The organism is Streptomyces sp. NBC_00667 (assembly GCF_036226825.1).
Taxonomy (GTDB): Bacteria; Actinomycetota; Actinomycetes; order Streptomycetales; family Streptomycetaceae; genus Streptomyces.
Genome location: NZ_CP109022.1, coordinates 3,739,117 through 3,763,304, shown reverse-complemented (window position 1 = coordinate 3,763,304; position 24,188 = coordinate 3,739,117). Strand labels below are relative to the sequence as shown.

The following is a 24,188-nucleotide window of genomic DNA, read 5'->3' as shown; positions in this document are numbered from 1 at the left end:
AGTCATCGCGGTGCGGTGCTGACAGTGGAGGGCACGGCCGGTAGCGTCGGGCGGAGTCCGGATTCTGGACTAGACCTTCCACTCGGATCGTCCGGCACGTTCCTGCCGGTAGAAGGGATTCACCACCATGGCTTCTGTCACCTTCGACAAGGCGACCCGGCTCTACCCGGGCGGCGACAAGCCCGCCGTCGACCAGCTCGAGCTGGAGATCCAGGACGGGGAGTTCCTCGTCCTCGTCGGCCCCTCGGGCTGCGGCAAGTCCACCTCGCTGCGCATGCTCGCCGGCCTGGAGGACGTCAACGGCGGCGCCATCCGCATCGGTGAGCGCGACGTGACGCACCTGCCGCCCAAGGACCGGGACATCGCGATGGTGTTCCAGAACTACGCGCTCTACCCCCACATGTCCGTCGCCGACAACATGGGCTTCGCCCTCAAGATCGCCGGTGAGGACAAGGCGACCATCCGTCGCAAGGTGGAGGAGGCGGCGAAGATGCTCGACCTCACCCAGTACCTCGACCGCAAGCCGAAGGCGCTCTCCGGCGGCCAGCGCCAGCGCGTCGCCATGGGCCGCGCGATCGTGCGCAAGCCGCAGGTGTTCCTCATGGACGAGCCGCTGTCGAACCTCGACGCCAAGCTCCGCGTCTCGACCCGCACGCAGATCGCCGCGCTCCAGCGGGACCTCGGCATCACCACCGTGTACGTCACCCACGACCAGGTCGAGGCCATGACCATGGGCGACCGGGTCGCGGTCCTCAAGGACGGTCTGCTCCAGCAGGTCGACACCCCGCGCAACATGTACGACCGGCCCGCGAACCTGTTCGTCGCCGGGTTCATCGGCTCTCCCGCCATGAACCTGGTCGAGGTGCCGATCACCGACGGCGGCGTGAAGTTCGGCGACAGCGTCGTCCCCGTTTCCCGCGAGGCGCTCGCCGCCGCCGCCGACGCGGGCGACCGCACCGTGACGGTCGGCGTGCGTCCCGAGCACTTCGACATCGGTGACACCGGCGGCCTGACGATCACGGTCAACGTGGTCGAGGAACTCGGCGCCGACGGCTACGTCTACGGTTCCGTCGCCGACGCCACCGCCGGCAAGCAGGACCTCGTGGTCCGCGTCAACGGCCGCCAGGTGCCCGAGAAGGGCTCGACCCTGCACGTGGTGCCGCGCCCCGACGAGATCCACGTGTTCTCGACGTCCTCGGGCGCCCGCCTCTCCGACTGACGGTTCCGGCAACGGCGGAGGAAGGGGTGCCCCGCCAAGGGGTGCCCCTTCCCGGCGAGTTGCCGCGGCCGTGTCCGGATTCCCGGGCAGATCGGACCATTCGGCCCTACTCGTCAACCCGGGAATCGAAAAGCCGCGTCGAACCATCCCCCGACCGGGTGACTGAATGTCGCCACGTCTTCACCGAGCGCTACTCTCGCCCTCGTGACCCACACTGCCCGCCGTATCGGCCGTTCCCTCGCCCTGGTCCTGCCCGTCGTCCTGGTCCTGTCCGGGACGCTGGCGGTCACCATGGTCCCCTGGGCGGACAACTCCTCCTCCCAGATCCTGACCGCCTCCGCAGAAGGCGTGTCCGTTCCCGCCAAGCCGCGTGCCGCACAGGACCTGTTGCGCGAGAAGCTGCTCACCGAGCTGCGTCAGGGTGAGGAGCCGGGCGACGTCCTGACGCACCTCCAGCAGGAGGTCGACCGGCGGCCCTCGCTCGCCGAGCACTGCGTGGGCATCGCGCGGGCCCTGGGCCGGGCCGCCGTCGAGGCCTACGGGCCGACGAAGGCCCAGTCCTTCGCCCGCCCCGTCTGCGACACCTCGTACGCGTCCGGCGTCGCCTCCATGGGCTGACGGTCCGACCGGCGGGTTGACGGCCGTCGCGTCGGCCGTCGCCGCGGGGGCGTCCTGCCTACGCTGGCGGGCATGACCGACGTTCCCCCCGTACCGCCCCAACCCACGCACGACGCGGCCGCGTTCCCGGCTGCCCCCACCCAGGCCGTGGTCCTGGCGGGCGGCCAGGGCACGCGGCTGCGGCCGTATACGGACGACCGGCCGAAGCCGATGGTCGAGATCCCGGGAACGGGCGTGCCGATCATCGGGCACCAGCTCGCCTGGCTGGCGGCGGAGGGGGTCACCGACGCCGTCGTCTCCTGCGGGCACCTCGCCGGGGTGCTCCAGGACTGGCTCGGCCGCACCCGGCTGCCGCTGCGGGTGACGACAGTCGTGGAGGAGGAGCCGCTCGGCCGGGGCGGCGGCCTCAAGTACGCCGCGCGCCACCTCCCGCACGCGGACCAGCCCTGGTACGCGACCAACGGCGACGTCTGGACCCGGTTCTCGCTGCGCGAGATGGCCGCCTTCCACAAGGAGCGCGACGCGGTGGCCACGCTGGCGCTGGCCCGGCCGCGGATCCCGTGGGGGGTCGTGGAGACCAACGAGTTCGGGCAGGTACTGGACTTCATCGAGGCGCCGCAGTCGCCGTACCCCGTGAACGCCGGCGTGTACGTGTTCGGCCCCGCCTTCGCGGCGCTGCTGCCCGACCTGGGCGACCACGAGCGGACCACCTTCCCCCGGCTGGCCCGGGAGCGCCGCCTCGCGGGCTTCCCGCTGCCCCAGGGCGCCTACTGGCGGGCGATCGACACGGCGAAGGACCTGACCGAGGCGGCCCGGGAGTTGGCGGCGTACGGAGGCTCCTGAGCGGCCGTGCCCGGCCCCGCGCACGCCCCGCACCGGCCCCCACCGCCCCGCGAAGCCCCGCGAAGCCCCGCGAAGCCCCGCTCCCTCCTCCGCGCTACGCCGAAGCGCCCCGCGCACGCCGAAGGGCCCGGCGCGCTCCTCGCGCGCCGGGCCCTGGGCCACGTACGGGTACCGGTTCCGTGTACGGTCCTCAGCCGAGCAGGCCGCCGACCAGGCCGGGCTTCTTGGCGGTGCCGCCGCTGCCGCCCCCGCTGCCGCTGCCCGAGGAGGACGTCGGCGGCTGCTGCGGGCTGGACTGGCGCGGCGTGCTGCGCGGGGTGCTCTGCCCGCTCCCGGCGCCGCTGCGGCTCGCGGCCGGTGACTGCGCGCCCGTCCCGGCGCTCTGCGAGGGTGCCGAACCCGCCCCGGTACGGCCGGACTTGGCGGCGGGGGCGGAGGCGCTCGCCGAGGGCGTGGCGGGCTTGGACGGCTGCTGCGAGGGCGGCTGCTGCCGCTTGGCCGGCGCCTGCACCGGAAGCGGGGTGCCGGGCAGGTAGTTGCTCGGGGCCCGCCCGGGCCCCGGAACGGTGACCACGGCGGTGGACCGGACGGCCCCGCCGAGGAGGGAGCCGACGAGCAGGGCGAGCCCGCAGATCACGCCGCCCATGAGGGCTCCGCGCCGCAGTACGCGCCGGCGCAGCTGCCAGACCTCGGAGCGCGGGCCGAGCGTGCGCCAGGCTTCTCCGGCGAGGCGTCCGTCGAGCGAGTAGACGGGGGCGCCTGCGATGATCAGCGGGCTCCAGGCGGCCAGATAGATGATGTCGGGCGCGTCGTACGCCGGGACGGTCTTCCAGCTGACGGTCATCAGCAGCGCCGCGGACAGCAGCGCGCCGAAGCAGGCGGCGAACCGCTGCCAGAGCCCGAAGACCGTGAGCACGCCGACGATGACCTGGAGGAACGCCACGGTGAGCCCCGCACCGACGGGGTGCGCGAGCGCGAAGTCGCGCAGCGGTTCGGCCAGCGGCCAGGGGTGCAGGGTGTGCAGCCAGCTGACCATGGAACCGCGTTCGCCGCCGTCGAAGTAGACGGGGTCGCAGAGCTTGCCCATGCCGGCGTAGATGGAGATGAAGCCGAGGAAGACGCGCAGCGGGAGCAGCACGACGCCGAGGTTCATCCGACGGCCCGGGTAGTACGAGGCTTGTGCACGGGTGTCGGGGGCGGGCCGCCGGGACTCGTCCCCGCTCTCGCCGTCCCCGTCGTACCCGGAGCCGTACCCGTCGTACGGCCCGTAGTCGTAGGAGGGCCCCGCGGGCTGCCGGACCGCGCCGAGGCGGCGGGTCTCGTCGGGGTCGCCGTAGGTGCGCTGGCCGATGACGGTCGGCGTGGCGAGGGTGTCGTCGGCGAGGTCGTGCGCGAGGTCGACGCGCGGGATGGTCTGGGTGGCGCCCCCGTCGAAGCCGTCCCGGCCGCGGCCCGCCTCCCGTGCGGCCTGGAGCAAACCGCCCATCGCGGCCGTGTCGCCCTGGTCGGCCTTGCCGCTCCAGACGACGGGGGCCCGGCGTCGGGTCGCCCCGGCGGCAGCGGCCACGGCACCGCCGAGGACGGGAGCCCGGCCGGGTGCGCCTGCGGGCAGCGAGGTCTTGGAACGCGCGCTCGGGCTCGGTGCGAGCCGCACGCGGAAGCTTGCGTGGTTGACGATGACCTGTGCGGGATCGCACGGCACCTTGACCATGCTCAGCGCGGGCTGGTCGTCGAACCCTGACGTTCTGGTGTCCACACTCATCTAACCGAGTGACGAGTGATAAGGACACTGCCTTGACAGCAGGGATGTGTCCGAGACCCGTCAAGATCAAGTCACCCCGCCCGGAAGGGGCGGGGTGACACGCTCACGGGTCACGCTCTCTGAGCCAACTGGATCAAGGGAGTGGGCCGGGTGGGCCCGGCGATCAGGTGCGCGGCGCCTCGGCGCGACGGCGGGCGGCCTCGTAGAGCACGACGCCCGCTGCGACACCGGCGTTCAGCGACTCCGCGCCACCCGGCATCGGGATGCGCACGAGGTAGTCGCAGTTCTCGCCGACGAGCCGGCCGAGGCCCTTGCCCTCGGAGCCGACGACGATGACGACCGGGCCGGCCAGCGCCGGCAGGTCGTTGACGGTGTGCTCGCCTTCGGCGGCGAGACCGACGATGGCGATGCCGGCCTTCTTGTACTCCTGGAGCGCGCGGGTCAGGTTCGTGACGCGGGAGACCGGGGTGCGGGCGGCGGTGCCGGCCGAGGTCTTCCAGGCGCCCGCGGTCATACCGGCGGCGCGGCGCTCGGGGATGACCACGCCGTGGCCGCCGAAGGCGGAGACGGAGCGGACGATCGCGCCGAGGTTGCGCGGGTCGGTGACGCCGTCGAGGGCGACGATCAGCGGGTCCTCGCCGTTGTCGTACGCGGCGGTGGTGAGGTCCTCGGGGTGCGCGTACTCGTACGGCGGGACCTGGAGGACCAGGCCCTGGTGGTTGAGCCCGTTGGTCATGCGGTCGAGCTCGGGACGCGGGGCTTCCATCAGGTTGATGTTGCCGCGCTGGGCGGCGAGCTGCAGGGCCTCGCGGACGCGCTCGTCGTTGTCGATGAACTGCTGCACGTAGAGGGTGGTGGCGGGGACGCCGTCGCGCAGCGCCTCGAAGACCGGGTTGCGGCCGACGACCATCTCGCTGGTGCCCTTGGGTCCGCCGCGGCGGGGGGCGGGGCGGCGCTTGGCGGCCTGGCGGGCCATGGCGTTGCTGATGCGGTTCGCCTTGTGCTTCTTGCGGTCCTCGGCCTTGGGCGTGGGGCCCTTGCCTTCCAGGCCCTTGCGCCGCTGGCCACCGCTGCCGACCGTAGCGCCCTTCTTGTTGGACGTGCGGCGGTTCCTGCGCTGGCTGTTCCCGGCCATGACCTCTACCTGTTTCGTTGGTGCTGCGGTGTGTACGTATGAAGAGTGTGCCGCCCGGGACGCCGGGCGGCACAGCGGGACTGCTCCGGCGGGCTCAGCGGGGGCCGAGCGTCCAGCGGGGTCCCGTGGGGCTGTCCTCGATGACCAGGCCGGACTGCTGGAGCTGGTCGCGGATGGCGTCGGCGGTCGCCCAGTCCTTGCGGGCCCGGGCGGACTCGCGCTGCTCCAGGACCAGGCGCACGAGGGTGTCGACGGCGCCGTGGAGGTCCTCGCCGCGGTCGGCCTCGCCCGCCCAGGACGGGTCGAGCGGGTCCAGGCCGAGGACGCCCAGCATGGCCCGTACCTCGGACAGGCGCGCGATGGCGGCGTCCTTGTCGTCGGCGGCGAGGGCACTGTTGCCCTGCCGGACCGCCGTGTGGACGATGGCGAGCGCCTGCGGCACGCCGAGGTCGTCGTCCATGACCTCGGCGAAGGCGGGCGGCACTTCGGCGGCCGGTTCGACCGGCCCGCCGGCCTTCTCGACGACGCGCTGGCAGAAGCCCTCGATGCGCGCGAAGGCCGACTCCGCCTCGCGCAGCGACTCCTCGCTGTACTCGATCATCGAGCGGTAGTGGGGGGTCCCCAGGTAGTAGCGCAGCACGATCGGGCGCCACTGCTTGAGCATCTCGGAGACGAGCACCGAGTTGCCGAGGGACTTGGACATCTTCTCGCCGGTCATGGTGACCCAGGCGTTGTGGACCCAGTACCGCGCGAACTCGTCGCCGAAGGCCTTGGCCTGGGCGATCTCGTTCTCGTGGTGCGGGAAGATCAGGTCCAGGCCGCCGCCGTGGACGTCGAAGACGCTGCCCAGGTACTTGTGCGCCATCGCGGAGCACTCCAGGTGCCAGCCGGGACGGCCGCGGCCCCAGGGGGTCTCCCAGTCGGGCTCGCCGGGCTTGGAGGCCTTCCACATGGCGAAGTCGCGCTGGTCGCGCTTGCCGGTGATGCCTTCCTCGGTGGGCTGGCGCAGGTCGTCGATGTCCTGGTTGGACAGCGCCAGGTAGCCGGGGAAGGAACGCACGTCGAAGTAGACGCTTCCGTCCGCCTCGTACGCGTGACCGCGCTCGATCAGGCCGCGCATCATCTCGATCATCTCCGGCACGTGGCCGGTGGCGCGGGGCTCGTAGGTCGGCGGGAGGCAGCCGAGGGCGTCGTAGCCGTCGTTGAAGGCGCGCTCGTTCTCGTAGCCGATGGACCACCAGGGGCGGCCCTGCTCGGAGGCCTTCTTGATGATCTTGTCGTCGATGTCCGTGACGTTGCGGATGAAGGTGACGTCGTAGCCGCGGTAGGTGAACCAGCGGCGCATGATGTCGAAGTTCAGGTACGACCGGACGTGCCCGATGTGCGGGGCGGCCTGCACCGTGGCGCCACAGAGGTAGATCGAGACACAGCCCGGTGTGACGGGGTTGAAGTCGCGGATCTGCCGGGCGCTGGTGTCGTACAGGCGAATAGTCACGGCATCCAGGGTAGTGCGCCCGTAGCAGTGCCCCGCGACCCTTTGGCGACCCGGGGGCCCGTTTGTTGCCGCAGCCGCCCCGTTTGTCGCCGAGAGGGTGTCGCGGCACGGGCCCGCCACGGGGTGCGTACGTACCTCTAGGACGGGTTCGTCCGGTAGACGAGGGCCGTGGCGATGGCGGCGAGGCCCTCGGCGCGGCCGGTGAGACCGAGACCGTCGGTGGTGGTGCCCGAGACGGATACGGGGGCGCCCGCGGCGGCCGCCAGCGCCTTCTGCGCCTCTTCACGCCGCTTGCCGATCTTCGGGCGTACGCCGATCACCTGGATCGCGATGTTGCCGATCTCGAAGCCCTCGGCCCGGACGATGCGGGCGGCCTCCGCGAGGAGCGTGACGCCGGCGGCGCCGGACCACTCGGGCCGGGAGGTGCCGAAGTGCGCGCCGAGGTCGCCGGCCCCGGCGGCCGAGAAGAGGGCGTCGCAGGCGGCGTGCGCGGCGACGTCGCCGTCGGAGTGTCCGGCGAGGCCGTCCTCGCCCTCCCACAGCAGGCCGGCGCACCACAGTTCGCGGCCGGTCTCGAAGGCGTGCACGTCGGTGCCGATGCCGACGAGCGGGATCAGCGGGGCGGCGGGGGCGCCGGCGGCGTCGGGGCTGGCGGGACCGGCGGGACTAGTAGGCATCGGTGGCCCTCCTGCGGGCGAGTACGGCCTCGGCGAGGACCAGGTCGAGCGGGCGGGTCACCTTGAACGCCTCTTCGTGGCCGGGGACCGTGACGACGGTGACGCCGAGGCGCTCCACCATGCCGGCGTCGTCCGTGGCGCCCTCGCCCTCGGCGCCGGGACCGGTGGCCGAGGCGAACTTCTCGTGGGCGCGGCGCAGCGTGGCGAGGTCGAAGCCCTGCGGGGTCTGGACGGCGCGCAGCCGGGCCCGCTCGGGGGTGGCGACGACGGGCTCCGGCTCGCCGGGCTTGCCGGGCTCGACCTCCTTGACGGTGTCGGCCAGCGCCAGCGCGGGCACCACGGCGGGGGCGCCGTCGCGGACGGCCTCCACGACGGCGTCGACCGTCTCGACGGGGACCAGCGGGCGGGCCGCGTCGTGGACGAGTACGCAGGTGACGTCTGCCGGGAGCGCCTCCAGGCCCGCGCGTACGGATCCCTGGCGGGTCTCGCGGCCCGGTACGACCAGCACCTCGGTCCGCTCCGGCAGCGGATGCTCGTCGAGCAGGCGGCGCACCTCGGGCGCGCCGTCGGAGGGGGCGACGACCACGACGAGCGAGACCGCGCGGGAGCGGGCCATGGCGCGGACGGCGTGGATCAGCATCGGTGTCCCGCCGATGGCCCGCAGGGCCTTGGGGGCGCCGGGGCCGAGGCGTACCCCACGCCCGGCGGCCGGGATGACGGCGGCGGTGCGGTGGGGGCGCGATTCGTCAGACATCAGTAGCTCCGAGCCAGGTTTGTGACTTCGGCCGACATGGGTATGGCGTTGAGGGTGACTCCGGGTACGACGCCATCGCCCCTTCCGTGACGACCGGGCGAGTCGGCTGGGCAGGATGGGGGGTACGGGGTACAGACATGCCGCAGCGCCCGGCAACAAGTTTCCTTGTCATCGGGCACCGCGGCACAACTGTCTGCGAAGGGCCTGTACGACGGGATCCGTGGAACGGATCCGTCCGGCTCGTCGCGTACGGGTTCCTCGCGTCAGGACGCGAGGACCTCGTCGAGGAGGGCCTCGGCCTTGTCCTCGTTGGTGTTCTCGGCGAGCGCGAGCTCGCTCACCAGGATCTGGCGCGCCTTCGCGAGCATGCGCTTCTCGCCCGCGGAAAGCCCGCGCTCACGCTCACGGCGCCACAGGTCGCGCACCACTTCGGCGACCTTGATGACGTCGCCAGAAGCGAGCTTCTCCAGATTTGCCTTGTAGCGCCGGGACCAGTTCGTCGGTTCTTCTGCATACGGTGCGCGGAGCACCTCGAAGACCCGGTCCAGCCCGTCCTGGCCGACTACGTCGCGAACGCCGACGAACTCCGCATTGTCCGCAGGCACACGAACCGTCAGGTCGCCCTGGGCGACCTTGAGCACCAAGTAGGTCTTGTCCACGCCTTTGATCTGACGAGTCTCAATGGCCTCGATCAGCGCGGCCCCGTGATGGGGATAGACCACGGTGTCGCCAACCTTGAACGTCATGTGACAGGTACCCCTTCCGTGGCTATCCAGGGTAACACGAGAACTGACCGTTATGAATGGCGTTTTCGCAGGTCAGGGCACATCTCGGGGCTTGACAACAGCGACACGTACGTGCTGCGGAAGGCTTCCGGAAGGGGGTATTCGCAGGTCGGAGGCGCTGTGCGGACCGGACGAAACGACCACGCTACACCTGGCGAACGCGTCGTTCAGTGTGATGTACGTCCCGTTTTGCCGGGTTCGAAGGCTGTAAAACGAACTACTCCGTTCGACTGGCGGGCACCCGTACGGAGCGGTTCCGGCCCAATCCGCGATTTGATCACCGGGCCCGCCGGCGGGAAAGCGGGAATTGATCAACGGACGGCGGGCGGAGGGGCCCGCGAACCGCGCGTCGGCGATCTCCGCGCGATATGGGGAATTGGTGATCGCCCGGACCCGTACCGGGCAGGTCGGGCACTGCGGAGGGTCGGGTGCGGGGGCGGGGCGGCGGCTCGGTAACCTAAGCGCGCTGACACACCCTTAGGGCGGCTTTACCTCAGCCGTCCGACGGGGCACCTCCCCCAGCGCGAGCTGGGGTCGTCCACCTTCCGTCCGTACGTCCAAGGAGTTGCCGCCGCCGTGAGCCGCAGCCTTCGACGCGGCGCTCTCGCCGCTACCGCCATCGTGTTCTCGATCGCTTCGCTCTCCGCATGCGCTGCGGGCACCGACGCGCAGACTCTGGAGATCAAGCCGGACAACGCCGCCGTCACCAAGGGCAACATCAAGATCCAGAACGCACTGGTGATCACCCAGAGCTCCAAGGAGAAGAAGGGCCCGGCCGCCGTCTCCGCGACCGTCTTCAACGCCGGCGACACCCCGCAGACCCTCGACGGCATCACCCTCGCGGGTGGCAAGACGAAGGTGACGCTCAAGCCGGCCGAGGGCTCCGGCAAGATCACCGTTCCGGCCGGCGGCTCCGTGGTGCTCGGTGGCAAGGGCAACGCCTCCGCCGTGGTCGAGGGCGGCCGCGAGGCGGTCCAGGACGGCAACGTGCAGGAGGTCGTCTTCCAGCTGAGCAGCACGGGCGACGTGAAGCTCGACGCCTACGTCGTCCCCGGCGCCGGCATGTACGCCGCCTTCGGCCCGACCGAGGCCCCGGCCCCCGCCCCCGGCGCGGCCGGCGCGAGCCCCTCGGGCAGCCCGTCCGGGACCCCCTCGGGCGCGCCGTCGGGCAGCCCGTCCGGTGCCGCTTCGGGCGCGCCGTCCGGCACCCCCTCGGGTTCGGCTTCGCACGCCGCCGGCCACTGAGGCGCGTAGGCACGACGTACGGGAAGGGCCCCCCTCCGCTGCGGAGGGGGGCCCTTCCCGTGTTCACCGTTCCTGCGGCTGCGACTGCGGCTGCCACTGCGGCTGAGGCTGCCGCTGCGGCCCGGGCTGCGGCTTACGGCTCGAACTTGTAGCCCAGGCCGCGGACGGTGACCAGGTAGCGCGGCGCGCCCGGGTCCGGCTCGATCTTGGCGCGAAGGCGCTTGACGTGGACGTCGAGGGTCTTGGTGTCACCCACGTAGTCGGCGCCCCAGACCCGGTCGATCAGCTGCATGCGGGTCAGGACGCGGCCCGCGTTGCGCAGCAGCATCTCCAGCAGGTCGAACTCCTTGAGCGGGAGGTCCACCTTCCCGCCGGCGACGGTGACCACGTGCCGGTCGACGTCCATCCGTACCGGCCCGGCCTCCAGGGCGGCCGGGGTGACCTCCTCCGGCTCGCCGCGGCGGCGCAGGACCGCCCGGATGCGGGCGACCAGTTCCCGCGAGGAGAAGGGCTTGGTGACGTAGTCGTCGGCTCCTATCTCCAGGCCGACCACCTTGTCGATCTCGCTGTCCTTGGCGGTCACCATGATCACCGGGACGTTGGAACGGCCGCGCAGCTGGCGGCAGACCTCCGTGCCGGGCAGGCCGGGGAGCATCAGGTCGAGGAGGACGAGGTCGGCGCCGTTGCGCTCGAACTCGTCAAGCCCGTCGGGGCCGGTCGCGGCGATCGCGACCTCGAAGCCCTCCTTGCGGAGCATGTAGGACAGGGCGTCGCTGAAGGATTCCTCATCCTCGACGACGAGCACTCGGGTCACGGAAGGACCTCCGGGGCAGGGATGGCTGTTTCAGAGTCGGTCTGGGTTCGGGCGGAGGGGGCGGCGGCGGCGGGGGCGGTGGCCTGGGGGGCGGGTGCGGCCGCTTCGGGAAGGCGAAGGGTGAAGGTGGACCCCTGTCCCTCGGAGCTCCAGACCGACACCTCGCCGCCGTGCGAAGCCGCCACGTGCTTCACGATGGCGAGGCCCAGCCCGGTTCCTCCCGTGGCGCGGGAGCGGGCGGGGTCCACACGGTAGAAGCGCTCGAAGATGCGCTCACGGTCCTTTTCCGGGATGCCGATGCCCTGGTCGGTCACGGCTATCTCGATCAAGTCTCCCCCCGGCGCGGCCACCCGGCGCGCGGCGATGCCGACGCGGGTGCGGGCCGGGCTGTAGTTGACGGCGTTCTCCACGAGGTTGCCGAGGGCCGCCGCGAGCTGGCCGCGGTTGCCCCATACCCGCAGGTCGGCGGTGCCTCCGGCGGCCATGTGGATCTGCTTGGAGGTCGCGGTGTGCCGGCAGCGGTCGATGGCCTCCGCGACCAGGGTGTCCACGCGGACGGGCTCGGCGTCCTCCAGCGGGTCGTCGTTCTGTACCCGGGAGAGGTCGATGAGCTCCTGTACGAGGTTGATCAGGCGGGTGGCCTCGATCTGCATGCGGCCGGCGAAGCGGCTGACCGCCTCGGGGTCGTCGCTGGCGTCCATGACGGCCTCGGAGAGCAGGGAGATCGCCCCGACGGGGGTCTTCAGCTCGTGCGAGACGTTCGCGACGAAGTCGCGGCGGACCGCCTCGATCCGGCGGGCCTCCGTCAGGTCCTCGACCAGCAGCAGCACCAGGCGGGAGCCGAGCGGCGCGACGCGGGCGGAGACGGCGAGGGCCTCGCCGCGGCCGGTGCCGCGGCGCGGCAGGTCGAGCTCGACCTGGCGTATCTCCCCGTCCCGCCGGGTGTCGCGGGCCATGTGGAGCATCGGCTCCACGGCGAGCTTGCCGCCGCGGACCAGGCCGAGGGCGTACGCCGCCGAGCTGGCCTTGACGACCGCGTCCCCCTCGTCGAGCACGACGGCGGAGGAGCGGAGCACGGAGAGGACGGTGTCCACTCCGGGCGGGAGTACCGCGTTGATGTCGGGGCGCATGGAGCTCCTGGTGGGGCGGGCCTGGTCGCGCTCGCTCCAGCGGAACGCCAGCATCGCGATCACGCCGGTGCAAAGACCGGCGATCGCTGCAGCTGCGGCGACCGCCGCGTTCACGTCCATGGATCCAGGTTAAGCAGGCGTCGTGACACTTCCACAGCCGTTCGGGTGGCAGCTCGAACACTCGTCGCCCAGAGTTCACCCTGACGACCGTGCTGATTCACTTGGGGTGCCGGAGTCGGACGCGTTCGCCGCCGACCGTGTCAACGTGGGGCCGGGCGGCCATGCGGCCGCCGGAGCGCCCCACGGCTCCTGAACAGCTCCTGATGAGCGAGCGGTGACGAGCGGTAAGCAGTAGCAGTAAGCGAGCAGGCAAGAGAGGGACACCATGCGCGACGCGTACCACGAGGAACTGGACTCGATCGGAGAGAGCCTGGTCGAGATGGCGCGGCTCGTCGGTTCCGCGATCGGGCGGGCCACGACGTCCATGCTCGACGCCGACCTCAAGCTGGCGGAGAGCGTCATCGCCGCCGACCAGAAGGTCGACGACCTCCAGCACGACCTGGAAGCCCGCGCCATCGCGCTGCTCGCCCGGCAGCAGCCGGTCGCCACCGATCTGCGCATCGTCGTGACCTCGCTGCGCATGAGCGCCGACCTGGAGCGCTCCGGCGACCTGGCACAGCACGTGGCGAAGCTGGCGCGGTTGCGCTTCCCGGACACGGCGGTGCCGCGGGACCTGCACGCCACCATGCTGGAGATGGGTCAGCTGGCGCAGCGGTTGATGGCCAAGGCTGCCGAGGTCATCATCACGAAGGACGTGGACCTGGCGCTCCAGCTGGAGCAGGACGACGACGAGATGGACCAGCTGCACCGCACGCTGTTCCAGCACCTGATGGACGACCGCTGGAAGCACGGCATCGAGACGGCGGTCGACGTGACGCTGCTGGGCCGCTACTACGAGCGCTTCGCGGACCACGCGGTGTCGGTGGCGAAGCGGGTCGTCTACCTGGTGACGGGCGAGCACGCGGACGAGCTCCAGCCCCCGACCCAGGTCGAGGGCGTCTGAGGGAACCCGAGCGCGCCGGGCCCGGGACACGTCGGGCACTGGCACGCCGGGCCCGGGAAACGACGGGCACGGGGCACGTCGGGCACGTCCCACGTGCGGGGCACGTCGTACGCGCCGAGCTCCAATGCGCCGTTGACGCGCCGCGGGCACTGGGCGTGAATGGGGACGAAGGCACACCGCCCGCGCACCGCCTGCGAGGAGGATCCATGCCCGATTCCCCCGTCCCCATCACCCCGGAGCACGAGCAGCCGCAGCCACCGCCGTCGCGGGAGCCGCTGCGCCTGCCGCTGCTGGCGGCCTGCGGCTGCGGCTCGGGCTGCGGCTGCGGCTGCCAGTCCGGCGCCCCCTGCCAATGCGGCGGCTGACCCGGCCCGGCCCGCACGAAGGCCCCCCGCCCGCGGATCCTCCACGGCCGGGGGGCCTTTGCGTGCGTGGGGTTACTTCTTGCCCTGGTTCTTGACGGCCTCGATGGCGGCCGCGGCGGCGGTCGGGTCGAGGTAGGTGCCGCCCGGGGTGAGGGGCTTGAAGTCGGCGTCCAGCTCGTAGGAGAGCGGGATGCCGGTCGGGATGTTCAGGCCCGCGATGTCGGCGTCCGAGATGCCGTCCAGGTGCTTGACCAGGGCGCGCAGGGAGTTGCCGTGGGCGGCGACCAGGACGGTGCGGCCGGTCAGCAGGTCCGGGACGATGGCGTCGTACCAGTACGGGAGCATGCGCACGACGACGTCCTTGAGGCACTCCGTGCGCGGGCGCAGCTCCGGCGGGATCGTCGCGTAGCGCGCGTCGTCGGACTGCGAGAACTCCGTGCCGTCCTCGAGGGGCGGCGGCGGGGTGTCGTACGAGCGGCGCCACAGCATGAACTGCTCCTCGCCGAACTCGGCGAGCGTCTGCGCCTTGTCCTTGCCCTGGAGCGCACCGTAGTGGCGCTCGTTCAGGCGCCAGGAGCGGTGGACCGGGATCCAGTGGCGGTCGGCGGCCTCCAGCGCCAGCTGCGCGGTGCGGATCGCGCGCTTCTGGAGCGAGGTGTGCACGACATCGGGGAGCAGGCCGGCGTCCTTGAGCAGCTCACCGCCGCGGACCGCCTCCTTCTCGCCCTTCTCGTTGAGGTTGACGTCCACCCAGCCGGTGAACAGGTTCTTCGCGTTCCACTCGCTCTCGCCGTGGCGGAGGAGGATCAGCTTGTACGGTGCGTCGGCCATGCGTACGAGCCTAATGGACGGCCCGGGGCGCCTGCGCGCGGTGTCCACGCCTGCCGCGGGCCCCTTGCGCACCTGTCGCGTTCCCCGCCGGATTGACACGCGGCGTCAATTGGGTGGCGGTCCGACCGCGCACGCTCGTAGCGTGCGGAGCGCCGGAGAGACACTTACTTCCTGGGGGGATCCGTATGTCGGTGGGCCGTTTGACACGGGGGGCACGCGAGAGCGTGTCAGGGCTGCCGCGCGCCTTCTGGTGGCTGTGGACGAGCACGCTGGTCAACCGGCTCGGGGCCTTCGTCGCCACCTTCATGACCCTCTACCTGACCATCGACCGGGGCTACTCGGCCTCGTTCGCCGGTCTCGTCCTCGCCCTCCACGGGCTGGGCGGCGTGCTGTCCTCGCTGGTCGCGGGTGTGATGACGGACCGGCTGGGGCGGCGGCCCACGCTGCTCGCCGCGCAGCTCTCGACCGCGTTCTCGGTGGCGCTGCTCGGGTTCATGGAACGTCCGGCGGCGATCGCCGCGGTCGCGCTGCTCGTCGGCATGACCTCGAACGCCTCCCGCCCGGCGGTCACGGCGATGATGGCGGACATCGTCCGTCCCGAGGACCGGGTACGGGCCTTCGCCCTGAACTACTGGGCGATCAACCTGGGCTTCGGCGTCAGCGCGATGGCGGCCGGACTGGTGGCGGAGTACAGCTACCTGGCCGGGTTCCTCGGAGAGGCGACGCTGACCCTGCTGTGCGCGGTGCTGGTGTTCGTGAAGCTCCCCGAGTCCCGGCCGGTGAGGGACGCCGCCGCGGGCGGGGACGCCGGGCCGGCGATCGGGCTGGGGACGGTGCTGCGCGACGGGCGGTTCATGGGGGTCGTCGGGCTGTCGTTCCTGATCTCGCTGATCTTCACCCAGGGGTCGGTGGGCCTGCCGGTGGCCATGGGCGCGGCCGGGTTCTCGGCCGGGGACTACGGTCTGGTCATCGCGTCGAACGGGCTGCTGATCGTGCTGCTCCAGATCCCGGTCACCCGGTTCATCGAGCACCGGGACCCGCAGCGGCTGCTGGTGGTCTCGGCGCTGCTGGCGGGGTACGGGTTCGCGATGACGGCCTTCGCCGGGTCGCTGTGGACGTACGCGCTGACGGTGTGCCTGTGGACGCTGGCGGAGATCGTGAACTCGCCGACGCAGATGGGGCTCGTGGCGCGGCTGTCGCCGGTGCACGGGCGGGGGCGCTACCAGGGCATGTACACGCTGTCCTGGGCGGTGGCCTCGCTGCTGGCGCCGCTGATGGCCGGCTACGTGATCGACCGCCTCGGGGCCGGGTGGCTGTGGGGGGCGACCGGGGTGCTCGGGTCGGTGGCCGGGCTGGGGTACTGGCTGCTGATGCGGCGGCTGCCGGCGGAGGGCTCCGCGGTGCTCGCCGCTCCGGCGGCCACCGCCTCCCCCGCCACGGCGCAGGTCGCGGACGCCGCCGCCTGAAAGGGCGGCGGGTCCGGCTCGGGCCGGGCCGTCGGGCCTGCTCGGGCCGGGGCGGCTCAGGCCGGGCGCGTCAGGTGCCGGAAGGCGTCCAGGTTGCGGGTGGATTCCCCGCGCGAGACGCGCCACTCGTACTCGCGCCGGATCGCGCTCGCGAAGCCCAGCTCCAGCAGCGTGTTGAACGCCCCGTCCGCCGCCTCCAGGACCGTGCCGAGCAACCGGTCCAGGTCGGCCGGGGTGACCACGCTCAGCGGGAGCCGCGCCGTGAGGTAGACGTCGCCGAGGCCGTCGACCGCGTACGCCATCCCGTACAGCTTGAGGTTGCGCTCCAGCAGCCAGCGGTGGACGCCCGCCTCGTTCTCGTCGGGGTGGCGGATGACGAAGGCGTTCACCGACAGGGAGTGCTTGCCGACCCGCAGCGAGCACGTGGTGCTCAGCTTGCGCGTGCCGGGCAGCTGGACGACGTACGAGCCCGGTGACGGGCTCTCCCAGTCCAGTCCGGCCTCGGACAGGGTGCTCTCGACGATCGCGGCGGTGTCAGCGTCAGCCATGGTGGGAGCGTACGCGACGGCGATGATCATGCATCGCCGCGGTGTACACGTCCGCCGTGCCGCTCGCCGCCGTGTCCCAGCCGAAGAACTGCGCGTGCCGCGCGGCCTCGGCGCCCATCCGGTCCGCGAGCGAGGGTTCGTCCAGGAAGCGGCGCAGCTCCCTCGCGTAGTCCACCGGGTCGTGTCCGGGTACGAGGATCCCCGTCACGCCGTCGTTGACGGCGACCGGCAGTCCGCCGACCTCCGCCGCGAGCACCGGGGTGCCGGTCGCCTGCGCCTCGATCGCCACGAGCCCGAAGGATTCGTTGTACGAGGGCATGACCAGCACCGACGCCGCCCGGAACCAGTCGGCGAGGCGGTCCTGCGCGACCGGGGGGTGGAAGTGGACGACGTCCGCGATGCCGAGCTTCGCCGCGAGCTTCTGCAGCCCCTCGGGCTTGGCGAGGCCGCTGCCGCTGGGGCCGCCGACGACGGGTACGAAGAGGCGCGCGCGCAGCGAAGGATCGCGGTCGACCAGTACGGCGACCGCCCTCAGCAGGATGTCGGGGGCCTTGAGCGGCTGGATCCGGCCCGCGAAGAGGGGGATCACGGCCTCCTGCGGGAGCCCGAGGCGGGCGCGGGCGGCGGCCCGGCCGTCGCCGACGGTGAAGCGGTCGAGGTTCACGCCGGGGTGGACGACGGCGACCTTGCCGGGGTCGGCCTCGTAGTGCCGCACGAGTTCGTCGGCTTCCTCGGCGGTGTTGGCGATGAGCCGGTCGGCGGCCTTGACGATCTGCGTCTCGCCGATGACGCGGGCGGCGGGCTCGGGGGTGTCGCCCTCGGCGAGCGCCGCGTTCTTGACCTTGGCCATGGTGTGCATGGCGTGTACGAGCGGCACGCCCCAGCGTTCGGCGGCGAGCCAGCCGACGTGGCCGGAGAGCCAGTAGTGGGAGTGGACGAGGTCGTAGTAGCCGGGGCGGTGCCCGGCCCATGCCTGCATCACGCCGTGGGTGAAGGCGCACAGCTGGGCCGGCAGCTCCTCCTTGGCGAGGCCTTCGTACGGACCCGCGTCCACGTGCCGGACGAGGACCCCCGGGGCCAGCTCGACGCGGGGCGGGAGCCCGCCGGTGGTGGCGCGGGTGAATATTTCGACCTCGATGTTGATCGCGGCCAGCCGCTTGGCGAGCTCGACGATGTACACGTTCATACCGCCGGCGTCGCCGGTGCCGGGCTGGTGCAGGGGTGAGGTGTGCACGCTGAGCATGGCGACGCGGCGGGGCTTGCGCGAGTGGCCCACGGCCGGCAGGCGCAGGCGGGGCGGCTCGTGCCGGGTCGAGCGGGCGGCGGCGATGCGGCCGCTGATACTGCCGCCGAAGCGGGACACGTACTGGCTCAAGGGAGCAGTTCCTCTCGCTCGGACGGCGCGCTGGGGCTGGCGCAGGGCATGACTCGCGGAGCGCGGTGTGCGCCCTGCAAGGAGTGCAACCCGTGCGGGCGCGTCCCGCATTCCGGGGTGGACGGATTTCCCTCTCCTTATCTTTCGGGGGCCACGCTCACCACGGCCTCGGGAGACGCCCGCCCCGGGCGCGGCGGGGGCGCCCGGCTGGTTTTCCGCTCCCCCGCCCGCCCGCATACGCTCGGCGCATGGTTTCCCGCAGCACCCCACCGCCCCCCAGACGCCCCGTGGGCACGGTCACGCGCGGGACCACGAACCCCAACCGCCTGCGCCGGATGGACCGCTGGATCGCGGCCACGCACGGGGCCGCCCTGCGGCGTGCCGAGGCACCGGTCGCGGTGGACCTCGGCTACGGGGCCGCGCCCTGGACGGCGGTCGAGCTGCTGGCCCGGCTGCGGGAGGCGGCTCCGGGGGTGCGGGTGGTCGGCATCGAGATCGAGCCGGCCCGGGTGGCGGGGGCGAAGCCGTACGAACGGGACGGGCTCAGCTTCCGGCACGGCGGCTTCGAGGTCCCGCTGGACGGCGGAGCGGCGCCGATGCTGATCCGCGCGGCGAACGTACTGCGCCAGTACGACGAGGAGCAGGTCGAGGCGGTGTGGCGGCGGCTGTGCGCACGGCTGGCCCCGGGCGGGCTGCTCGTCGAGGGGACGTGCGACGAGATCGGGCGGCGGCACGTATGGGTCGCACTCGGCCCGGAGGGGGCGCGCACGGTGACCTTCGCGACCCGGCTGGGCTCCCTGGAGCGCCCCTCGGACCTGGCGGAGCGGCTGCCGAAGGCGCTGATCCACCGGAACGTGCCCGGTGAGCCGGTGCACGCGTTCCTGCGCGACTTCGACCGGGCGTGGGCGGCGGCCGCCCCGTACGCCTCGTACGGGGCGCGGCAGCGCTGGATCCGGACGGCGCGGGCGCTGGCCGTCGACTGGCCGCTCGCGGACGGGCCGGTGCGGTGGCGGCAGGGGGAACTCACGGTGCGCTGGGAGGCGTTGCGCCCGGCGGGGTGACTTCCGCGTGGGCGACCGTCGCCCGTCGGGTGGTGCGGGGGTTATCCACAGAGGGTGTCGGAATTCACCGACGCGTGGCACCATCCCGAAAGCAGCAACAAGTTACTGATGAATAGTCAGATGTGATGTCGGGTGATGTCCCCTCTGACTGCAGGCGCATGGGGGGAACCATGGGGACCGTGAAGCGAGCGCGGCGACGCGGCGCGTCCGCTCTCACTCTGCTGTGCGCGATGGCGGTACTGGCGGCGGCGCCGGCCCTCGGTCTTCCGACGACCGCCTACGCGGCGCCGGTCGCGCCGGGTGCGCCGGGTGTGCCCGTGGCGCCGGAGCCGGGGACCAAGACCCTGGAGCAGGTCCGCAAGGAGATCGAGGACCTGTACCGCCAGGCCGGGACGGCCACGGACGCGTACAACCAGGCGGAGAGCGAGACGAAGGCGCAGTCCGAACGGGTCGTGGAGCTCGCCAAGCTGATAGCGGCCGGCCGGGACCGGATCACCTCCTTGAAGGACCGCGCGGGTGCCGCCGCCCGCGCCCAGTACCGCTCGGGCGGCCTGCCGCCGGGCGCGCGGCTCGCGCTGAGCGGCAGCCCGGGCCAGTACCTGGACGGCGCGGACCGGCTGCGGCAGGGCGAGAAGGCCACCGCGGACCTGCTCGCCGAACTGAACCGCACCCAGAACGACCTCCAGCGGTACGCGAAGGACGCGAGCGCGCTGTGGCAGAAGCTGGAGGCGAACCGGGTCAAGCAGGAGGCCTCGAAGAAGCAGATCGAGGAGAAGATCAAGGCGGCGCAGGAGCTGGAGAGCAAGCTCCAGGCCGAGGAGAAGGCCCGGCTGCTCCAGCTGGAACAGGACGCGCAGCGTCAGGCACAGACGGCCTGGCTGTCCTCGGGCGTCTTGAAGGAGATCAACGGCACGGCGTCGGAAGCGGGCAGGAAGGCGATCCAGTTCGCCACCGCCCAGGTGGGCAAGCCGTACGTGTGGGGCGCGGTGGGCCCGCAGTCGTACGACTGCTCCGGCCTGACCTCGCAGGCGTGGCTGGCGGCGGGCCGGCCCATCCCGCGGACCTCGCAGGAGCAGCTGCGGCTGCTGCCGAAGGTGGCGGTCAAGGACATGCGCCCGGGCGATCTGATCATCTACTTCGACGACGCCAGCCACGTGGCCCTGTACGTGGGCGACGGCGCGATCATCCACGCACCGCGCCCCGGCCGCAACGTCACCGTCGCGGGCGCGGGCTCCATGCCGATCAAGGCGGTGGTCCGCCCGGACGCGTGACCCGGGTCCCGCGGCGGCGGCGCGGGCCCGGCCCCGCCCCGGCGGGGTCCTGTCTCGATGGGCGGGACGGGGCGGGTGCGGCGGTGGTGACGTTCGTCATCCCGCGCCCCGGCTTTCCCCGCGATAACGGCATATGACGCGGGCTCCGTCCCGCGCCGCCGTTCCCCCGCCCGCACCGGCCCGCTAGGGTCAACCGCATGAGCGCACCCTCGGGGGGAGCGAAGGAACCGGAGACGATGCCCGCACCCGTACCGCGGCAGCGGGACACCCTTGTCACCACCCAGGTCGGCCAGGTGGCCCTGCCCGCCGCCCCCTCCCTGACCCTCCTGGTCATCGAGGACGACCCCGCCGGCGACCTCACCGTCCCGGAGATACTCCACGCCGACGGCCACCGCATCCGGCTCCGCACCGCCCGCAACCTCACCGAGGCGGCCCGGCTCCTGACCCCCGACGTGCAGTGCGTACTGCTCGACCTCTCCCTGCCCCACCCGGGCGGCGCCGCGGACGACCCGCTCGCCACCCTGCGCGAGGTCCTCCGCATCGCCCCCCGCCACGCCGTACTCGTCCTCACCGCCGAGGCCGACGCGGAACGCGCCGCCGAGGCCGTCCGCGTGGGGGCGCAGGACTTCCTCTTCCGCGACGAACTCGACGGCCGCCTCCTCAGCCGCGCCATCCGCTACGCCGTGGAACGCAAGCGGGCCGACGTCGCCCAGTACAAGCTTGCAGAATCGAAACTGCGCGCCCAGGAGAACGCCCGCCTCGAACGCGGACTGCTGCCCAACCCGCTCCTGGACGGCTCCGACCTGCGCTTCGCGGCCCGCTACCGCCCCGGCCGCAGCCGCGCCCTGCTCGGCGGGGACTTCTACGACACCGTCCGCACCCCGGACGGCACCGTCCACGCCATGATCGGCGACGTCTGCGGCCACGGCCCCGACGAGGCCGCCCTGGGCGTGGAACTGCGCATCGCCTGGCGCGCCCTGACCCTCGCCGGCCTGTGCGGGGACGACCTGCTGGCCACCCTCCAGCAGGTGCTGGAAGTGGAGCGGCCCTGCGACGAGATCTTCGCGACGCTGTGCACGGTGGACATCTCCCCCGACGGCCGCCACGCCGGCCTGTGCCTGGCGGGCCACCCGGCCCCGCTGATCGTCCGGGCGGGCGGCTCGGCGCGGCTGTTGCCGTACGAGAGCAGCGGCCCGGCGCTCGGTCTGCTGCCCAAGGCCCGCTGGCCCCGGCGTCAGGTCGAGCTGGGCGGCGCGTGGAGCCTGATGCTCTACACCGACGGCCTGATCGAGGGCCGCATCGGCGAGGGCAGGGAACGCCTGGGCCAGGACGGCATGGTCGAGATGATCAACCGCCACCTCGACGCCGGCCTGAGCGGCGAAAGCCTGCTGGAAGCCTCCGTCACCGAGGCCCGCCGGCTCAACGGCGGCGAGCTCACCGACGACGTCGCCGTCGTCCTGCTCTCGCGCGCCGAGGGCTGACCCCGCCTGACCGCCGGGCCCGCGCCCGCCGGCCCGCCATGCCCGCGCCCGCCCCCCACCGCAGGCGCCCGCCCGGCTGCTACCGCCCGCTACCGCCCGCTAGCGCCCGCCGTTGTACGGTCCGTACGGCCCGTCGCTGCTGCTGCCGCCGGAGCGCCGGCCGCCGCCCGAGACCTGCTTGAGGGCCGGCCGGACGTCGACGAAGAAGACGATGGTGGCCACCAGACCGGCGATCTGCAGGAACAGCATCCCGAGGAAGAAGTCCACGAGGACCGTGATGCCGAGGATGACCAGCCAGAAGGTCTTGGTCTGCTTGTCCGCGGCCCGGTACGCGTCCTCGCGCCCGAGCAGCGCGAGCACGAAGGCGACGACGGCGAGCGCCAGCATGGCGTAGCCGAGCAGGGGGAGCACCCCGTTGTCGAAACCGTTCATCAACATCGCCCGACCGCCTCTTCGCGCTTGTGCCGCCTGATACCGCCGATACCGCCTGCCTCCACGCTACTGGCAGAGCCGCCTTCACCCACGACAACGGACCGGACACCCCGCAGGTGCCCGGTCCGTCATCACCTCACCCGCTCTTGCGATCAGCTCTCTTCGCCGGCGGTGGCGGCCGGCTTCTTCACCGGCGCCTTGCGCGCGGCGGGCTTCTTGGCGGCGGACTTGTCCTCGTCGGCGGAGAAGTCCGACGAGGCCGCGGACGTCGCCGGCGCGGACTGGGCCGGGACGTCCGGCTCCACCACGGCGGCGATGTCGACGATGTCCTCGGAGACCTCGCCGCGCCAGGCCCGTACGGCCTGCTCGCCGTGTTCGGCGACCTTGTCGTATGTCTCCTTCGCCCGTACGGCGTACTCGGCGGCCACGCCGACGCCGCGCAGCGCCAGGTCCTGGGCGGTCTCGCCCAGCTTCTTCGGGTCGATCGCGCCGAAGACCTCGGCGACCTTGGCGGCGACGACCTCCTGCGCCTCCCTGGCCTTCTCCTGCACGATCTTCGTGTCGGTGTTGCGCACCGCCTCGATGCGCGCGGGGGCCTCGGCGCGCAGCTGTTCGATCAGCCCGGGCACCTTCTTCGCCTGCTGGACGGCGAGGTCGGCGGTGCCGGCGGCGAAGTAGAGGGGGGTCGGGTCGGTGAGGGTCTTCTTCAGGTCATCGGCGATGGCCATGTGCTGGTCCTCCCGGATCACAGTCAGTTCGTGTGGGGCTTCTCGTCGTCGGCACCGGCCGGATCGGCCTCTTGAGCGTTCTCCTTGCGGAACGACTCGTAGATCTGGAGCAGCACCTGCTTCTGCCGCTCGTTTATGGACGGGTCGGCGAGGATGACGGCCCGCGTCTCCACCTCGTCGCGGTCCCGCTCGTCCAGGATCCCGGCCTGCACGTACAGCGTCTCCGCGGAGATCCGCAGCGCCTTGGCCAGCTGCTGGAGGATGTCCGCGCTCGGCTTGCGCAGCCCGCGCTCGATCTGGCTCAGGTACGGATTCGACACCCCCGCCGCGTCGGCCAGCTGCCGCAGCGAAAGCTGGGCCTGCCGCCGTTGCTCGCGGAGGTACTCGCCGAGATTTCCGACGTTGAGCGATGCCATGTCCCCATGCTGCCGCACCTTGCTAACTATTGCAAGCAGGCGCTTGCAATAGCTCCCACGGGCGGCCGCGCCCCACGGCGCGAGCCGTCACCTTCCCCCGGCCGCAGACCCCGCCCCTCCGGCGCCGCTCGCCAGGCGCTGGGCCGCACGGTCCCCGCGGCGGCCCACCGGCTCGACCCCCCAGGCGGCGCCCAGGCCGGCCGGCGGCATGTCGACGTAGATCGACTCGTACGAACCGGCCGGCACCGCGTACGTCTCGTGCCAGATCCCCACGGCACCCCTACTGCCCCGCACGCGGCGGTTGAACGCCGTCCACGCGGGGCGGTGCTCGCCGTCCTGGTCGGAGGCGTAGGCGAGGAGCTTCTCGCGCGACTCCCAGTACTGCACCACGCCGAACAGGCGGGGGCCGCCGGCCAGCCTCCGCAGGCCCAGCAGCCCGCGGTCGTCGTCCCGCGCGAGCTCCTTGAGCATGCGCGGCATCGCGACCAGGGTCGGCAGCCAGTGCCGTACGGCCCGCCAGCGGTTGATCCGCATCCCGATGAGGAAGACGACCACCTCGCCCTCCGCGGCAGCCGTGACCCGACCGGATTCCGGTGCACTACCCATTGGATTCCCCGTCCCTTGTTGGATAGCGGCGCTACCCATGATTGGATAGTGGCACTGTCCGATGGAAG

General features: G+C 72.3%; 25 protein-coding genes. 10 read left to right on the top strand and 15 right to left on the bottom strand.

Features of this window, described 5'->3' with window-relative positions:
• Positions 1-127 precede the first annotated feature (127 nt).
• The 3 genes from OHA81_RS17535 (at position 128) to OHA81_RS17525 (ending at position 2,680) form a co-directional block, all read left to right on the top strand.
• Positions 128-1,219 carry an ABC transporter ATP-binding protein gene (locus OHA81_RS17535; RefSeq protein ID WP_329197061.1) on the top strand — a complete coding sequence of 364 codons (1,092 nt, stop codon included), beginning with the start codon at positions 128-130 and terminating at the stop codon, positions 1,217-1,219.
• Between the two features lie 204 nt (positions 1,220-1,423).
• Positions 1,424-1,837, top strand: a complete 414-nt coding sequence (locus tag OHA81_RS17530; RefSeq protein WP_329197059.1) for a hypothetical protein — start codon at positions 1,424-1,426, stop codon at positions 1,835-1,837.
• 72 nt (positions 1,838-1,909) lie between these two features.
• Positions 1,910-2,680, top strand: coding sequence for a nucleotidyltransferase family protein (locus OHA81_RS17525; protein WP_329197058.1), 771 nt, complete (start codon positions 1,910-1,912; stop codon positions 2,678-2,680).
• Between the two features lie 190 nt (positions 2,681-2,870).
• On the opposite strand, the gene OHA81_RS17520 is transcribed toward OHA81_RS17525, so the two are convergent.
• From OHA81_RS17520 to OHA81_RS17495, 6 genes are all read right to left on the bottom strand, one after another.
• Entirely contained in the window at positions 2,871-4,442 is a 1,572-nt protein-coding gene (locus OHA81_RS17520) for a DoxX family protein (RefSeq protein WP_329197057.1), read from the bottom strand.
• Positions 4,443-4,605: 163 nt separating this feature from the next.
• On the bottom strand, positions 4,606-5,577 hold the full coding sequence (gene rlmB / locus OHA81_RS17515; RefSeq protein WP_329197055.1) for a 23S rRNA (guanosine(2251)-2'-O)-methyltransferase RlmB: 972 nt from the start codon (positions 5,575-5,577) through the stop codon (positions 4,606-4,608).
• Positions 5,578-5,671: 94 nt separating this feature from the next.
• A complete protein-coding gene (gene cysS / locus OHA81_RS17510) occupies positions 5,672-7,072 on the bottom strand; it encodes a cysteine--tRNA ligase (protein WP_329197053.1) in 1,401 nt (466 codons plus the stop codon).
• A 137-nt stretch (positions 7,073-7,209) separates the two neighbouring features.
• Positions 7,210-7,749, bottom strand: coding sequence for a 2-C-methyl-D-erythritol 2,4-cyclodiphosphate synthase (gene ispF / locus OHA81_RS17505; protein WP_329197050.1), 540 nt, complete (start codon positions 7,747-7,749; stop codon positions 7,210-7,212).
• Entirely contained in the window at positions 7,739-8,503 is a 765-nt protein-coding gene (ispD, locus tag OHA81_RS17500) for a 2-C-methyl-D-erythritol 4-phosphate cytidylyltransferase (RefSeq protein WP_329197049.1), read from the bottom strand. Before ispD ends, ispF begins: the two co-directional genes overlap by 11 nt.
• A 263-nt stretch (positions 8,504-8,766) precedes the next feature.
• Entirely contained in the window at positions 8,767-9,249 is a 483-nt protein-coding gene (locus OHA81_RS17495; protein ID WP_003953493.1) for a CarD family transcriptional regulator, read from the bottom strand.
• A 615-nt stretch (positions 9,250-9,864) separates the two neighbouring features.
• Between OHA81_RS17495 and OHA81_RS17490 the strand changes: the two genes are divergently transcribed.
• Positions 9,865-10,533: a DUF461 domain-containing protein gene (locus tag OHA81_RS17490; RefSeq protein WP_329197048.1), complete on the top strand. Its 669-nt coding sequence runs from the start codon at positions 9,865-9,867 to the stop codon at positions 10,531-10,533.
• Positions 10,534-10,666: 133 nt separating this feature from the next.
• On the opposite strand, the gene OHA81_RS17485 is transcribed toward OHA81_RS17490, so the two are convergent.
• Together OHA81_RS17485 and OHA81_RS17480 are read right to left on the bottom strand one after the other, a co-directional pair.
• Complete coding sequence (locus OHA81_RS17485) at positions 10,667-11,347, bottom strand: response regulator transcription factor (protein ID WP_030387286.1); 681 nt, start codon at positions 11,345-11,347, stop codon at positions 10,667-10,669.
• On the bottom strand, positions 11,344-12,597 hold the full coding sequence (locus tag OHA81_RS17480; RefSeq protein WP_329197047.1) for a sensor histidine kinase: 1,254 nt from the start codon (positions 12,595-12,597) through the stop codon (positions 11,344-11,346). The genes OHA81_RS17485 and OHA81_RS17480 overlap by 4 nt, the downstream gene beginning before the upstream one ends.
• Before the next feature lie 265 nt (positions 12,598-12,862).
• Here OHA81_RS17480 and phoU point away from each other — a divergent pair, with 265 nt between their 5' ends.
• Positions 12,863-13,540 carry a phosphate signaling complex protein PhoU gene (phoU, locus tag OHA81_RS17475; RefSeq protein ID WP_329197046.1) on the top strand — a complete coding sequence of 226 codons (678 nt, stop codon included), beginning with the start codon at positions 12,863-12,865 and terminating at the stop codon, positions 13,538-13,540.
• 206 nt (positions 13,541-13,746) lie between these two features.
• Positions 13,747-13,905, top strand: coding sequence for a hypothetical protein (locus OHA81_RS17470; protein WP_168714046.1), 159 nt, complete (start codon positions 13,747-13,749; stop codon positions 13,903-13,905).
• A 72-nt stretch (positions 13,906-13,977) separates the two neighbouring features.
• Here OHA81_RS17470 and OHA81_RS17465 read toward each other — a convergent pair whose 3' ends face one another.
• Complete coding sequence (locus OHA81_RS17465; protein ID WP_329197043.1) at positions 13,978-14,736, bottom strand: phosphoglyceromutase; 759 nt, start codon at positions 14,734-14,736, stop codon at positions 13,978-13,980.
• Positions 14,737-14,921: 185 nt separating this feature from the next.
• Here OHA81_RS17465 and OHA81_RS17460 point away from each other — a divergent pair, with 185 nt between their 5' ends.
• Positions 14,922-16,202, top strand: coding sequence for an MDR family MFS transporter (locus OHA81_RS17460; protein ID WP_329197042.1), 1,281 nt, complete (start codon positions 14,922-14,924; stop codon positions 16,200-16,202).
• Positions 16,203-16,258: 56 nt separating this feature from the next.
• On the opposite strand, the gene OHA81_RS17455 is transcribed toward OHA81_RS17460, so the two are convergent.
• Together OHA81_RS17455 and mshA are read right to left on the bottom strand one after the other, a co-directional pair.
• Positions 16,259-16,750: a YbjN domain-containing protein gene (locus tag OHA81_RS17455; RefSeq protein WP_329197041.1), complete on the bottom strand. Its 492-nt coding sequence runs from the start codon at positions 16,748-16,750 to the stop codon at positions 16,259-16,261.
• On the bottom strand, positions 16,743-18,125 hold the full coding sequence (gene mshA, locus OHA81_RS17450) for a D-inositol-3-phosphate glycosyltransferase (protein WP_329197040.1): 1,383 nt from the start codon (positions 18,123-18,125) through the stop codon (positions 16,743-16,745). The genes OHA81_RS17455 and mshA overlap by 8 nt, the downstream gene beginning before the upstream one ends.
• A 248-nt stretch (positions 18,126-18,373) precedes the next feature.
• On the opposite strand from mshA, the gene OHA81_RS17445 reads away from it, so the two are divergent.
• The 3 genes from OHA81_RS17445 to OHA81_RS17435 all read left to right on the top strand — a co-directional run bounded on the left by OHA81_RS17445 (position 18,374) and on the right by OHA81_RS17435 (position 21,938).
• On the top strand, positions 18,374-19,186 hold the full coding sequence (locus tag OHA81_RS17445; RefSeq protein WP_329197039.1) for a class I SAM-dependent methyltransferase: 813 nt from the start codon (positions 18,374-18,376) through the stop codon (positions 19,184-19,186).
• A gap of 170 nt (positions 19,187-19,356) precedes the next feature.
• Entirely contained in the window at positions 19,357-20,457 is a 1,101-nt protein-coding gene (locus OHA81_RS17440; RefSeq protein ID WP_329197037.1) for a C40 family peptidase, read from the top strand.
• 197 nt (positions 20,458-20,654) lie between these two features.
• Positions 20,655-21,938: a PP2C family protein-serine/threonine phosphatase gene (locus tag OHA81_RS17435; protein WP_329197035.1), complete on the top strand. Its 1,284-nt coding sequence runs from the start codon at positions 20,655-20,657 to the stop codon at positions 21,936-21,938.
• Between the two features lie 99 nt (positions 21,939-22,037).
• Here OHA81_RS17435 and OHA81_RS17430 read toward each other — a convergent pair whose 3' ends face one another.
• From OHA81_RS17430 to OHA81_RS17415, 4 genes are all read right to left on the bottom strand, one after another.
• Complete coding sequence (locus tag OHA81_RS17430; RefSeq protein ID WP_329197033.1) at positions 22,038-22,376, bottom strand: DUF2516 family protein; 339 nt, start codon at positions 22,374-22,376, stop codon at positions 22,038-22,040.
• A gap of 146 nt (positions 22,377-22,522) precedes the next feature.
• A complete protein-coding gene (locus OHA81_RS17425) occupies positions 22,523-23,098 on the bottom strand; it encodes a hypothetical protein (protein ID WP_329197032.1) in 576 nt (191 codons plus the stop codon).
• Between the two features lie 23 nt (positions 23,099-23,121).
• Positions 23,122-23,514, bottom strand: a complete 393-nt coding sequence (locus tag OHA81_RS17420) for a helix-turn-helix domain-containing protein (RefSeq protein ID WP_190187217.1) — start codon at positions 23,512-23,514, stop codon at positions 23,122-23,124.
• Between the two features lie 87 nt (positions 23,515-23,601).
• Positions 23,602-24,120 (bottom strand): DUF4188 domain-containing protein, encoded by a 519-nt coding sequence (locus OHA81_RS17415; RefSeq protein ID WP_329197031.1) that lies wholly within the window; start codon positions 24,118-24,120, stop codon positions 23,602-23,604.
• Positions 24,121-24,188 lie beyond the last annotated feature (68 nt).

What these genes read in the sequence shown, in the direction of transcription:
- OHA81_RS17535 (WP_329197061.1), top strand. Translation starts at nt 128, where the DNA reads ATGGCTTCTGTCACCTTCGACAAGGCGACCCGGCTCTACCCGGGCGGC.
- OHA81_RS17525 (WP_329197058.1), top strand. Translation starts at nt 1,910, where the DNA reads ATGACCGACGTTCCCCCCGTACCGCCCCAACCCACGCACGACGCGGCC.
- OHA81_RS17520 (WP_329197057.1), bottom strand. Translation starts at nt 4,442, where the DNA reads ATGAGTGTGGACACCAGAACGTCAGGGTTCGACGACCAGCCCGCGCTG.
- rlmB (WP_329197055.1), bottom strand. Translation starts at nt 5,577, where the DNA reads ATGGCCGGGAACAGCCAGCGCAGGAACCGCCGCACGTCCAACAAGAAG.
- ispF (WP_329197050.1), bottom strand. Translation starts at nt 7,749, where the DNA reads ATGCCTACTAGTCCCGCCGGTCCCGCCAGCCCCGACGCCGCCGGCGCC.
- ispD (WP_329197049.1), bottom strand. Translation starts at nt 8,503, where the DNA reads ATGTCTGACGAATCGCGCCCCCACCGCACCGCCGCCGTCATCCCGGCC.
- OHA81_RS17495 (WP_003953493.1), bottom strand. Translation starts at nt 9,249, where the DNA reads ATGACGTTCAAGGTTGGCGACACCGTGGTCTATCCCCATCACGGGGCC.
- OHA81_RS17480 (WP_329197047.1), bottom strand. Translation starts at nt 12,597, where the DNA reads ATGGACGTGAACGCGGCGGTCGCCGCAGCTGCAGCGATCGCCGGTCTT.
- phoU (WP_329197046.1), top strand. Translation starts at nt 12,863, where the DNA reads ATGCGCGACGCGTACCACGAGGAACTGGACTCGATCGGAGAGAGCCTG.
- OHA81_RS17470 (WP_168714046.1), top strand. Translation starts at nt 13,747, where the DNA reads ATGCCCGATTCCCCCGTCCCCATCACCCCGGAGCACGAGCAGCCGCAG.
- OHA81_RS17465 (WP_329197043.1), bottom strand. Translation starts at nt 14,736, where the DNA reads ATGGCCGACGCACCGTACAAGCTGATCCTCCTCCGCCACGGCGAGAGC.
- OHA81_RS17460 (WP_329197042.1), top strand. Translation starts at nt 14,922, where the DNA reads ATGTCGGTGGGCCGTTTGACACGGGGGGCACGCGAGAGCGTGTCAGGG.
- OHA81_RS17455 (WP_329197041.1), bottom strand. Translation starts at nt 16,750, where the DNA reads ATGGCTGACGCTGACACCGCCGCGATCGTCGAGAGCACCCTGTCCGAG.
- OHA81_RS17445 (WP_329197039.1), top strand. Translation starts at nt 18,374, where the DNA reads ATGGTTTCCCGCAGCACCCCACCGCCCCCCAGACGCCCCGTGGGCACG.
- OHA81_RS17440 (WP_329197037.1), top strand. Translation starts at nt 19,357, where the DNA reads ATGGGGACCGTGAAGCGAGCGCGGCGACGCGGCGCGTCCGCTCTCACT.
- OHA81_RS17435 (WP_329197035.1), top strand. Translation starts at nt 20,655, where the DNA reads ATGAGCGCACCCTCGGGGGGAGCGAAGGAACCGGAGACGATGCCCGCA.
- OHA81_RS17430 (WP_329197033.1), bottom strand. Translation starts at nt 22,376, where the DNA reads ATGTTGATGAACGGTTTCGACAACGGGGTGCTCCCCCTGCTCGGCTAC.
- OHA81_RS17425 (WP_329197032.1), bottom strand. Translation starts at nt 23,098, where the DNA reads ATGGCCATCGCCGATGACCTGAAGAAGACCCTCACCGACCCGACCCCC.
- OHA81_RS17420 (WP_190187217.1), bottom strand. Translation starts at nt 23,514, where the DNA reads ATGGCATCGCTCAACGTCGGAAATCTCGGCGAGTACCTCCGCGAGCAA.
- OHA81_RS17415 (WP_329197031.1), bottom strand. Translation starts at nt 24,120, where the DNA reads ATGGGTAGTGCACCGGAATCCGGTCGGGTCACGGCTGCCGCGGAGGGC.